Origin of the sequence: Streptomyces sp. B1866 (genome assembly GCF_031932565.1) — a bacterium.
Lineage (GTDB): Bacteria > Actinomycetota > Actinomycetes > Streptomycetales > Streptomycetaceae > Streptomyces.
Map to the genome: position 1 here is coordinate 1 of NZ_JAVSCF010000217.1, position 11,130 is coordinate 11,130.

Genomic DNA, 11,130 nt, shown 5'->3' on the forward strand with positions numbered 1-11,130 from the left:
CGGCGCCCCGGGAGCGAAGCCCGGCGCGCGGGGCGCGGGCCCGAAGGGCGCGGGCCACGCGGGCCCGAAGGGCGCAGGCTACAAGGGCGCGGGGCACAAGGGGGCGGCCTCGCGCGGGCGCGGGCCCGCCCCGGCCCGCCCGCGCGAGTACGAGGCCGCGATCGAGGAGCGCAACCGCGCCCGGCACGACCGGCCCGCCGTGAAGCTCCCCAAGACCTTCGGCGAGCCGGAGGGCGAGCGCATCCAGAAGGTGCTCGCCCGCGCGGGCCTGGGCTCGCGCCGCACCTGCGAGGAGCTGATCGACCAGCGCCGCGTCGAGGTCAACGGCGAGGTCGTCACCGAGCAGGGCCGCCGAGTCGACCCGGAGCGCGACGAGATCAGGGTGGACGGGCTGACCGTGGCCACCCAGTCGTACCTGTTCTTCGCGCTGAACAAGCCCGCGGGCGTCGTGTCCACCATGGAGGACCCTGAGGGCCGCCAGTGCCTGGGCGACTACGTCACCAACCGCGAGACCCGGCTGTTCCACGTCGGACGCCTGGACACCGAGACCGAGGGCATCATCCTGCTCACCAACCACGGCGAGCTGGCCCACCGCCTCACCCATCCCCGGTACGGCGTGAAGAAGACCTACCTCGCCGCGCTTCAGGGCCCGCTGCCGCGCGACCTCGGCAAGCGGCTGCGCGAGGGCGTCCAGCTGGAGGACGGCTACGCGCGCGCGGACCACTTCAAGGTCGTGCAGTCCACCGGCAAGAACTACCTCGTCGAGGTCAGCCTGCACGAGGGCCGCAAGCACATCGTGCGCCGCATGCTCTCGGAGGCCGGCTTCCCGGTCGACAAGCTGGTGCGCACCGCCTTCGGCCCGATCGCCCTGGGCGACCAGAAGTCCGGCTGGCTGCGGCGGCTGACCAACACCGAGGTGGGCATGCTGATGCGCGAGGTCGACCTCTGAGACGCCCGCGCACCCGGTCCGGGCCTTGAGGTCCACCCGGATCCGGGCCGCTGAGGGCCGTACCCGCAGTACCCGCCGGAGCCGGCGCCCGGACCGGCACGGCGGGGCGCGAGGGGCCGGGCCGAGGGGCCCGGGGAGCACGGCGGCGCACGCGGAAGACCGCCCGTACGCCCACCGCCCGGCGGCGGCCCGCCCGGCCCGCCGTTCCACGGACCGGTCGCCCCGGCGGCCCGTCCGCCCGGCTGGCTACGCTGACCTGGAACGGCGGCCCGCGTCGGCGGGCCGCGGAGCCGATGACGCGCGAGGAGCAGACACGTGGCGGTACGAGCGGTCCGCGGGGCCGTGCAGCTGGACCGGGACGAGGCGGAGCACATGGACGAGCGGGTCGCGGAGCTGCTCACCGCCGTCCTGGAGCGCAACGGCCTCACCCCGGACGACCTGATCAGCGTGTGGTTCACCGCCACCCCCGACCTGCACAGCGACTTCCCGGCCGCCGCGGCCCGCAAGCTCGGCATCACCGACGTGCCGCTGATCTGCGCCCAGGAGCTGGACGTGGCCGGGGCCATGCCGCGGGTCGTGCGCATCCTCGCGCACATCGAGACCGGCCTGCCCAGGTCCGCCATCGCCCACGTCTACCTCGGCGCCGCGGCCGCCCTGCGCAAGGACATCGCCCAGTGAGAACCGCCCTCGTCATCGGAACCGGCCTGATCGGCACCTCCACCGCCCTGGCCCTGGCCAGCCGCGGCGTGCGCGTCCACCTCGCCGACCGCGACCCGGCCCGCGCGCGTACGGCCGCGGGCCTGGGCGCGGGCACGGACGGGGAGCCGGACGGGCCGGTGGACCTGGCGGTGGTCGCGGTGCCGCCCGCGCACGTGGCGCAGACCCTGGCCGGGGCGATGCGCCGCGGCGCCGCGCGCGGCTACCTGGACGTCGCCAGCGTCAAGGGCGGCCCGCGCCGCGACCTGGAGGCCCTCGGCTGCGACCTGGCGGGCTACATCGGCACCCACCCGCTGGCGGGCCGGGAGCTGTCCGGGCCGCTGGCGGCCGACGCCGACCTGTTCGAGGGGCGGCCGTGGGTGCTCACGCCCACCCGCGACACCGAAACCGAGGTGCTCAACCTCGCCCTCGAACTCGTCGCGCTGTGCCGCGGCGTGCCCGTGGTTATGGACGCCGACGCCCACGACCGGGCCGTCGCCCTGGTCTCGCACACCCCGCAGCTGATCTCCAGCATGGTCGCCGCCCGCCTCCAGGACGCCGACGAGGCGGCCGTCCGGCTGTGCGGTCAGGGCATTCTCGACGTCACCCGGATCGCGGCCTCCGAGCCGCAGATGTGGATAGACATCCTGTCGGCCAACCCGGGCCCGGTCGCCGACGTGCTCGCCGCCGTGGCCGCCGACCTGGACGAGACCGTACGGGCGCTGCGGGCGCTCCAGTCCGCCGACCAGGCCAAGCGCGAGGACGGCGCGGCCGGCATCGCGGACGTGCTGCGGCGCGGCAACGCCGGGCGCGAGCGGGTCCCCGGCAAGCACGGCGCCGCCCCGGCCGCGTACGAGGTCGTCACCGTCCACATCGGCGACCAGCCGGGCGAGCTGGCCCGCATCTTCGCCGACGCCGGGCGGGCCGGAGTCAACATCGAGGACGTCCGCATCGAGCACGCCACCGGGCAGCAGGCCGGTCTCATCCAGCTCACCGTCCAGCCCCAGGCGGCGCCCGAGCTGGCCCGGGCCCTGAAGGAGCGGGGCTGGCCGGTCAGGCAGTGACACCGACCGCGGGCCCCGCCGCGCCGCCGCCCCGGAGGCCGTGCGGCGGGCGGCGGGAGCCCTGGGTGTCCGTCGCACCCAGTAACCTTGTCGCAAGGCTCCTCCGCCCCGCGCCCGGGGCCCGCGGCGCGCACGCGAGCGGGCCCGGCACCGAAACCGCCCCGTGGACAAGGAAGGTACCTTTCGCTGTGGAAACCGCCGCCCGGACCGAGCCGGCAGCAGTCATCGTGGGCATCGACGGCCCCGCCGGCACGGGCAAGTCCAGCACCTCCAAGGCCGTCGCGGCCAAGCTCGGCCTGCGATACCTGGACACCGGCGCCCAGTACCGGGCGATCACCTGGTGGATGCTGAACAACGGCATCGACGTGGCCGACCCGGCCGCGGTGGCCTCCGCCGCCGACAAGCCCTCGATCGTCTCCGGCACCGACCCGGCCGCCCCGGCGATCAGCGTCGACGGCGTGGACGTCTCCGGGCCGATCCGCGGCCAGGAGGTCACCTCCCACGTCAGCGCGGTCAGCGCGGTGCCCGAGGTGCGGGCCAGGATCACCGAGTTGCAGCGGGCCATCGCCGCGGCCGCCGAGCGGGGCATCGTCGTCGAGGGCCGCGACATCGGCACGACCGTGCTGCCGCACGCGGACCTGAAGGTGTTCCTGACCGCGTCCCCCGAGGTGCGGGCCGCGCGGCGCAACGGCGAGCTGAAGGGCAAGGAGGCCGTCGACCTGGCCACCACCCAGGCCGCGCTCGCCCGGCGGGACGCGGCCGACTCGGGCCGTACGACCGCGCCGCTGGCCAAGGCGGAGGACGCGGTCGAGGTGGACACCTCCGAGCTGACGCTGGAGCAGGTCGTCGAGTGCGTCGTCACCCTCGTCGAGGAGAGGCAGCGGGACAGGTGACGAAGGCCGCCCCCGCGGGCCCGTCCGCGGCCGGGGCCGCCTTCGGCCGCCGCCTCGGCGCCGTCCTCATGCGCGGGCTGTGGCGGCCGCGGGTGCTCGGCGCGGAGCGGGTCCCGGCCGGCGGCCCGGTGATACTCGCCGGCAACCACGCGCACAACGTCGACGGCCCGATGCTGATCGGCACCGCGCCCCGCCCCGTGCACTTCCTGGTCAAGAAGGAGGCGTTCACCGGCCCGCTCGGCCCGTTCCTGCGCGGCATCGGCCAGGTGCGGGTGGACCGCTCGCGCCCGGACCGGGACGCGGTGGCCGGCGCGCTGGCCGTGCTGGCGCGCGGCGGGGTGCTGGGGATCTTCCCGGAGGGCACGCGCGGCGACGGCGACTTCGCGTCGCTGCGCGCGGGCCTGGCGTACTTCGCCGTACGGTCCGGCGCGCCCATCGTGCCGGTGGCCGTGCTGGGCTCGGCGGTGCCGCGCGGCGGCCGGGTCCGCGCGCTGCCGCCGCCGCGCACCCGGATCGACGTGGTGTACGGCGAGCCGTTCCTGGCGGGCGACGGCACCGGCCGGCGCACCCGCGGCGCCCTGGACGAGGCCACCTCGCGCATCCAGAAGCGGCTGAGCGCGCACCTGGCGGACGCCAGGCGGCTTACCGGCCGCCCCTAGCCGGCGGCCGGCGGTCACCCGACCGCGACCGCCTCGATCGTCAAGAGAGAACGGACTTCATGAACGAGCAGATCGACACCGGCCACGACGGGCACGGTGAGCTTGGCGACGCCGAGTACGCGGAGTTCATGGAGCTCGCCGCGCGGGAGGGCTTCGACCTGGCGGAGGTCGAGGACGGCCTGGCCGCGGCCGGACACGGCCCGCTGCCCGTGCTCGCCGTCGTCGGCCGGCCGAACGTCGGCAAGTCGACACTGGTCAACCGCGTCATCGGCCGCCGTGAGGCGGTGGTCGAGGACCGGCCCGGCGTCACCCGCGACCGCGTGACCTACGAGGCCGAGTGGGCCGGCCGCCGCTTCAAGCTGGTCGACACCGGCGGCTGGGAGCAGGACGTGCTCGGCATCGACGCGTCCGTGGCCGCCCAGGCCGAGTACGCGATCGAGGCCGCCGACGCGGTGGTCTTCGTCGTGGACGCCACCGTCGGCGCGACCGACACCGACGAGGCCGTCGTCAAGCTGCTGCGGCGGGCCGGCAAGCCCGTCGTGCTGTGCGCCAACAAGGTCGACGGGCCCAGCGCCGAGGCCGACGCCGCGGCCCTGTGGTCGCTCGGCCTCGGCGAGCCGCACCCGGTGTCCGCGCTGCACGGCCGCGGCTCGGGCGACATGCTGGACGCCGTCCTGGAGGTGCTGCCCGACGCCCCCGCGCAGACCTTCGACGGCCCGGCCGCGGGCGGGCCGCGCCGTATCGCCCTCATCGGCCGTCCGAACGTCGGCAAGTCGTCCCTGCTGAACAAGGTGGCGAACGAGGACCGGGTCGTCGTGGACGAGCTGGCCGGAACCACCCGCGACCCGGTGGACGAGCTGATCGAGCTGGGCGGGGAGACCTGGCGGTTCGTCGACACGGCCGGCATCCGCCGCCGCGTGCACCTTCAGGAGGGCGCGGACTACTACGCCTCGCTGCGCACCGCGGCCGCCGTGGAGAAGGCGGAGGTCGCGGTCGTGCTGATCGACGCCACCGAGTCCATCAGCGTGCAGGACCAGCGGATCGTGACCATGGCGGTGGAGGCCGGGCGCGCGCTCGTCCTCGCGTACAACAAGTGGGACCTGCTGGACGAGGAGCGCCGCTACTACCTGGAGCGGGAGATCGAGACGGAGCTGGCGCAGGTGCGGTGGGCGCCGCGCGTCAACATCTCCGCGCGTACGGGCCGGCACATGGAGAAGCTGGTCCCGGCGATCGAGACGGCGCTGGCCGGGTGGGAGACGCGGGTGCCGACCGGGCGGCTCAACGCCTTCCTCGGGGAGATCGTCGCCGCCCACCCGCACCCGGTGCGCGGCGGCAAGCAGCCCCGCATCCTGTTCGGCACCCAGGCGGGGACCCGGCCGCCGCGGTTCGTCCTGTTCGCCTCGGGCTTCCTGGAGGCGGGCTACCGGCGGTTCATCGAGCGGCGGCTGCGCGAGGAGTTCGGGTTCGAGGGGAGCCCGCTGCAGATCTCGGTGCGGGTGCGGGAGAAGCGGTCCCGCAAGGGCGGGAAGTAGCGCGCCCGCAAGGGCCGAGGGCGGGGAGCGGGGAGCCCGTACGGGCCGTGGAACAGGGCCTTCCGCGTACGGCGGGTGGCGGCGTGCCCGCGAGGGCGCGGGTGGCGGCGCGCTCCCGGGGGGCCGGGGGCGGGCGGGTCAGTACCCGCCCGCCTGCTCGTCGCCCGGCGCGGGCGGCAGGGCGGGTGGCGGGGAGGCGCGGCGCGTGCGCTCGGCCGGCTCCCAGTTTCCCGGCCGGTCGCCCGCGTGGCGGCCCGTGGACGAGCCCGCCTCGCCGTAGCCGCCGGGGGCGGCGAGTCCGCGGTGCCGGCCCGGCTCTGCGCCGAGGTCCCCGAAGCCGGTGAAGGCCAGGTCCGCCTCGCCCGTACGGTCGCCCGGCAGCGTGCGGAACGCCTTCTTGAACTCCACGCACAGCGCGTCGTAGATCGGCGTGGCGGAGCGCCGCCGGTGCGCGGCCTCCCGGGACGGGCGCATCGCGGGGACGCGGCTCGGATAGGGCGGTGGCGAGGGGGCATCGTAGGCGTGCACGTAGGGGCCAACGACCTGACCGCCGGTGAGATGCGGGCTCGGCGGCGAGTGCGCGATACGGGCCAGCCGCAGGCGGCGCCGGGGCGCGGGCGCGGTCACGTGCCCGCGAGGGGCATCGCGGCGGCGAACAGCAGCCCGCCCGCGGCAGCCCGGTCCAGTGCCGCGCGCAGCTGGTCCTCGCGCGGCTGCTTGCCGATGGTGCCCGCCGGCGAGGCGTAGACCAGGACCTCCCCGTACTTCACGGCGGCGGTCCGCCACTCCTCGGTGACGGGCATGGGCTGGTGCGCCTGCCACCAGGCCACCGGGCTGCCGCCGCCGGGCGTCGGCATGAGCACGGCGTGCACCTGGCCCATGGCCAGCAGGGCGGACCAGCCGGGCACGGGGGCGGGCGGCCGGTGCACGTCGCCGACCGGCTGGAAGCCCTGCTCGGTCAGCAGCGCGGGGAAGTCGTCGCCGGGGCCCTCGCCGCCGGGACGGACGATCGCGGTGGTCGGCTCCACGACGAGGCCCGGGCGCGGCTCGCCGCCGACCAGGACGAGCCCGCTGGTGACGCTGAGCACCGCCTGGCGGGCGGCGGGCGGCCCGGCGGACACCGCCTGCCCGGGGGGCGCGGCGGGGGCGGCCTGGACCGCGTGCGCCGCGGGTGGGGCCTGGGCGGCGGCCTCCAGGGCGTCGCGCAGCTGGTCGTCGGTGACGGGGACGACCTGCGAGGGCACGCAGGTCGCGTGCGCGAAGGCGAGTACGGCGGTCTCCTGGCCCATGAACAGCACGGTGCTGGTGGCCTGCCAGCCGGTGTCGCCGTGGGTGCGGCAGGAGGTGCAGTCGTAGGGTCCGGGCGCGGTCTCGCCGGTGAGCAGCCGGTCGGCTTCGACGTCGCCGATCTCGGCGCGTACGTCTTCGCAGACGTCAAGCAGGGGCGGCACGGGGGGCACTGCGGGCTCTCCTTCCTCGGGGCGGTGTCTGGCGTACCGGGCCGGCCGGGTGTCACACCCGGCCCGTGCGGCCCGTACGTAGACAACGGGCGGCCCGCGCCGGTGGTCACGCCCCCAAACGGTGCGCGCGGGGGCGCGCGCGGCGGCGCGGAGCGCCCCGCTGCCGCCGGTGCCGGCGCGCCCCGCCGCCCTGGCCGCCCCGGGCCGTCCTCGCCGCCGCCGGTCGTCGGCCCGGACGCCCGTGGGCCCCTCGGCCGTGCCGCGGGCCCACCGCGAGGGGGTGAATCAGACTTCGTGCGCTCGCGTCCGCCCCGGAACCGGTTCTCCGGCTGCCCGGTGGCCGCCCGGGCCCGGCCCACGGGCCGGCGGACTCGGCGGGCTGGCAGACTCGCCGCCATGCTGGAGACCTCCGCCCGCCTGCTGCGCCTGCTCTCGCTGCTCCAGACGCGCCGCGAGTGGTCCGGACCGGAGCTGGCCGACCGGCTCGGCGTCACCCCGCGCACCGTGCGGCGCGACGTCGACCGGCTGCGCGAGCTGGGCTATCCCGTGGGCTCGGCGCCGGGCACGGCCGGCGGCTACCGGCTGGGCCCGGGGGCCCGGCTGCCGCCGCTGCTCCTGGACGACGAGGAGGCGGTGGCGGTCGCCGCCGGGCTGCGCCAGGCCGCCTACGGCGGCGTCGAGGGCATCGAGGAGACGTCCGTTCGTGCCCTGGCCAAGCTGGAGCAGGTGCTGCCGGACCGGTTGCGGCACCGGGTGTCGGCGCTGACCGCGTTCACCGTGCCGGTGCCGGGCGCCGGGCCGGGCGCCGACCCGGCGGTGCTCGCCGAGCTGGCCGGCGCCTGCCGGGACCGCGAGCGGCTGCGCTTCGCCTACCGCGACCACCACGGCGCGGTCAGCCGCAGGACCGCCGAGCCGCACCGCCTGGTGTGCGCGGGCCGCCGCTGGTACCTGGTGGCCTGGGACGTGGAACGCGAGGACTGGCGCACGTACCGGGCCGACCGGATCACGCCGGTGCCGCCGCACGGCCCGCGCTTCACGCCTCGCCCGCCGCCGGCGGACGACCTGGCCGCCTACGTCTCCAAGGGCGTGTCCGCCGCGGCGTACGACAAGCGCGCCACGGTGCTGCTGCACGCGCCCGCCGAGCGGGCCGCCCAGCGGATCTGGCCGGGCGCGGGGGTGATCGAGCCGGTCGAGGCGGACCGCTGCCTGCTGCACGTCGGCGGCGCCGATCTGGAGGAGGCGGTGGTCCGCGTCCTGATGACCGGCTTCGAGTTCGAGGTGCGCGAGCCCGAGGGGCTCGCGGACCGGGTCCGCGAGATCAGGGACCGGCTCGACCGGGCCCTGGGCGGCCGCGCACCCGCGGACTGAGCGGCCACGGGGCGCCCCGGCCCGCTCCCGGCGTGCTCCGGGCCCCTTCCGGGCCGCTCCCGGACCGTGCGGTGGGGTCGGGCCGGGGCGCGGTGGAAGCGCGGCCCGCCGCCGCCTACGGTGGCTGGCATGGCACCACTACCGCATCCCCCCGCCGAACCCGCCGACGACCCGGAAGGCTACGTCGGCCTCGACGCGCGGACCGCCGAGCAGCGGGCGCGCGAGCGCGGCTGGACGACCGTGCGGACGCTGCCGCCGGGTGCGGTCATCACCCTGGAGTTCGTCGTCGGGCGGCTGAACTTCGAGGTCACCGACGGCGTCGTCACCCGCTGCTGGAAGGGCTGACAGGCGCCGCGCCCGGCGTCGGCCCGGGCCCGGCCCCGCGCTCCGCGCGCGGTCTCGGCGGTCGCGCGGGCCGGGGCCCGGTCCGCGCGGGGGAGGGGTGTGCGTACCGCGTCCCCCGCGTCCGCCCGGCGTCAGCCGCCGTTCGGCCGGCCCCGGCCCGTCGGGGTGCCCAGCGGCGCGGCGGCGCGCGGCAGGCGGTCCGCGTGCGGGGGCCGGCGGCTGCCGCCGGGAGTGACCGGGCTCCGCTCGGAGCGCACGGCGTGGGGTCTGGCCCCGTAGGACTGCCAGACCTCGGAGCCGCGGGGCGCCGCGGACGGCCGTCCCGCCACGCCCACGGTCTCGCGGCTGGGCAGCTCGTCGTCACCGGCCGTACGGGGCGTGGCCACCGTGGAACCCGCCGCGGCCGGAGTGAGCGGCGCGGGCCCGGCGGGCTCCAGACGCGTGCCCTGGAGCAGGCGGCGGCGCAGCGCGAGCAGCAGCACCTCGGCCCGCGCCATGGACGGCTCAAGCCAGGGCAGGGCCAGCAGCACCAGCACCCCGGCCGCCCAGCCGAGGATCACGTCGCTCACCCAGTGGGTGCCGAGGTAGACGGTCGTCATGCCGACGCCGAAGGCGAACCCCGCGGCTATGACCGAGGCCACTCTGCGGGCTGTGGGCGTGGTCGCCAGGTAGGCCAGCACGCCCCAGGTGACCACCGCGTTCGCGGTGTGGCCGGAAGGAAATATATCGCCGCCGGCGAACATCTCCGGGGAGCCGACCTCGCGCGCGTAGTGCGGGCCGAGCCGCCCCATGCCCAGCTTCGCGGCGCCGACGGTGACGTTCAGCAGCAGCAGGGAGGTGCCGAGCACCAGCAGCGGGCGCAGGGTGCGCAGCCGCCAGCACCGCCATCCGAGCCAGGCGGCGACCGCGACCGCGGTGGGGCCGCGCTGGCCCATGACGACGAAGTAGTCGAGGAAGGTGTGGAACTCCGGCCACTGCTTGTACGGCCGGAAGAGCATCACGCGCCAGTCGAGCCGCACCAGCCACGAGGTGGTCAGAACGCCGATCACGGTCGCCGCGTACACCGCGAGCGTCGACCCGAGCAGCCAACGGCGGGTACGGGTCATGCGCGGTCGCACGAGATCGGTGGTACGCCCCCCCGGCCGAGGGAGCTTGTCTTCGGTACGCACTCAGTCGACGTTACACTGCGTGACGGGCAGGCGCGGTCGATCAGGTCCCTTCGTGATGACGATGTGATGTGGAGTTGGTCTCGCCCATGGCTTTTGACCGGACCATTCCCGCGGAACGGGCCCCTCCGCCGGACGATCGGCGGCGCCGCGCCGTGTGACGGCGCCCTGGCGCTACGTCGACATGTCGCCCGTGGCCCCCGGTGGCCGCGCCGCCGCCCCGAGCCGCCCGCGGCCCGGCGCGCGGCGCCCGGTCCCGCGACGGCCCCGGCCCGGCTCACGGCGGCCCCGAACCGTGCAGCCACAGGGCCCCGTAGACCCCGGACACCACGCCCGCCGCGCCCAGGACCAGCGCGGTGGCCGCCGGGCGCAGCCGGGCCAGGCCGACGGCGACCGGCAGCAGCAGGGGGAAGGCGGGAATCAGCAACCGGGGCTTGGAGCCGAGATACCCCCTGGCGGTCAGGGCCAGGACGAGCACCGCGCCGCCGTAGACCAGCAGGGGCGGTGGCTGGCGCTGCGCCAGGCACCGCGCGAACAGCCACAGCAGCGCGGCCACGCCGAGCACCAGCCCCAGCCCGGCGGGGAACGCGGGCCCCGCCAGCCGCTCCCAGGTGAACCGGGCGAAGGCCAGCCCGCCGTCGAAGCCGTTGCGCCAGCCGTCCTGCACCTCCAGATAGCCGGTGGCGCTGCCGGTCTCGGCCGCCACCCACGCGACGTACCCGAGCCAGCCGAGCGGCGCCAGGAGGACCCCGGCCACCAGCCGTCCGGTCCTCGGACGCCGGTCCTCCGGAAGTCCGGCCCCCGCACGCGCGGCCTTCGGACGCCCGGCCTCCGCGCGCCCGGCCTTCGGACGCCCGTCACCCGAACGGGTGGCCACCGCACCCGCCGACGGGCCGCCCCCGGCCGCCGTACGCGCGTCCGGCCCGTCCGCGCCCCGCGCCGCCGCGTCCGCCGCCCTCGTGGACGGCCCCGCCGCCCCCGCCACCGCCCGTCGCGTC

General features: G+C 76.9%; 11 protein-coding genes and 1 pseudogene. 8 read left to right on the top strand and 4 right to left on the bottom strand.

Going from position 1 to position 11,130, the window contains the following annotated elements; translation table 11 throughout:
- The 6 genes from RKE29_RS23135 to der all read left to right on the top strand — a co-directional run.
- Positions 1-949: pseudouridine synthase (locus RKE29_RS23135; RefSeq protein ID WP_312007509.1), on the top strand; the 949-nt coding region annotated here is incomplete at its 5' end.
- Positions 950-1,264: 315 nt separating this feature from the next.
- Positions 1,265-1,627 (top strand): chorismate mutase, encoded by a 363-nt coding sequence (gene aroH, locus RKE29_RS23140; RefSeq protein ID WP_312007510.1) that lies wholly within the window; start codon positions 1,265-1,267, stop codon positions 1,625-1,627.
- The gene (locus RKE29_RS23145) at positions 1,624-2,709 is read left to right on the top strand and encodes a prephenate dehydrogenase (protein ID WP_312007511.1); all 1,086 of its coding nucleotides are present in this window, start codon (positions 1,624-1,626) and stop codon (positions 2,707-2,709) included. Before aroH ends, RKE29_RS23145 begins: the two co-directional genes overlap by 4 nt.
- Positions 2,710-2,897: 188 nt before the next feature.
- On the top strand, positions 2,898-3,602 hold the full coding sequence (gene cmk, locus RKE29_RS23150; protein WP_312007512.1) for a (d)CMP kinase: 705 nt from the start codon (positions 2,898-2,900) through the stop codon (positions 3,600-3,602).
- Positions 3,560-4,261, top strand: a complete 702-nt coding sequence (locus RKE29_RS23155; RefSeq protein ID WP_312007513.1) for a lysophospholipid acyltransferase family protein — start codon at positions 3,560-3,562, stop codon at positions 4,259-4,261. The genes cmk and RKE29_RS23155 overlap by 43 nt, the downstream gene beginning before the upstream one ends.
- Positions 4,262-4,320: 59 nt before the next feature.
- A complete protein-coding gene (gene der, locus RKE29_RS23160) occupies positions 4,321-5,793 on the top strand; it encodes a ribosome biogenesis GTPase Der (RefSeq protein ID WP_312007514.1) in 1,473 nt (490 codons plus the stop codon).
- Positions 5,794-5,931: 138 nt separating this feature from the next.
- Here der and RKE29_RS23165 read toward each other — a convergent pair whose 3' ends face one another.
- Both RKE29_RS23165 and RKE29_RS23170 read right to left on the bottom strand, forming a co-directional pair.
- The gene (locus tag RKE29_RS23165) at positions 5,932-6,420 is read right to left on the bottom strand and encodes a hypothetical protein (protein ID WP_312007515.1); all 489 of its coding nucleotides are present in this window, start codon (positions 6,418-6,420) and stop codon (positions 5,932-5,934) included.
- Positions 6,417-7,244 carry a hypothetical protein gene (locus RKE29_RS23170; protein ID WP_312007519.1) on the bottom strand — a complete coding sequence of 276 codons (828 nt, stop codon included), beginning with the start codon at positions 7,242-7,244 and terminating at the stop codon, positions 6,417-6,419. Before RKE29_RS23170 ends, RKE29_RS23165 begins: the two co-directional genes overlap by 4 nt.
- A 405-nt stretch (positions 7,245-7,649) precedes the next feature.
- Between RKE29_RS23170 and RKE29_RS23175 the strand changes: the two genes are divergently transcribed.
- Both RKE29_RS23175 and RKE29_RS23180 read left to right on the top strand, forming a co-directional pair.
- Entirely contained in the window at positions 7,650-8,621 is a 972-nt protein-coding gene (locus RKE29_RS23175) for a YafY family protein (RefSeq protein WP_312007516.1), read from the top strand.
- Positions 8,622-8,750: 129 nt separating this feature from the next.
- Positions 8,751-8,966 (top strand): I78 family peptidase inhibitor, encoded by a 216-nt coding sequence (locus tag RKE29_RS23180; protein WP_312007517.1) that lies wholly within the window; start codon positions 8,751-8,753, stop codon positions 8,964-8,966.
- Positions 8,967-9,097: 131 nt separating this feature from the next.
- Here the strand turns inward: RKE29_RS23180 and RKE29_RS23185 are convergent, their stop codons facing one another.
- Positions 9,098-10,135 (bottom strand): phosphatase PAP2 family protein, encoded by a 1,038-nt coding sequence (locus RKE29_RS23185; RefSeq protein WP_312007518.1) that lies wholly within the window; start codon positions 10,133-10,135, stop codon positions 9,098-9,100.
- A gap of 274 nt (positions 10,136-10,409) precedes the next feature.
- A pseudogene (locus tag RKE29_RS23190) lies at positions 10,410-10,895 on the bottom strand (hypothetical protein); the annotation flags it as partial.
- Positions 10,896-11,130 lie beyond the last annotated feature (235 nt).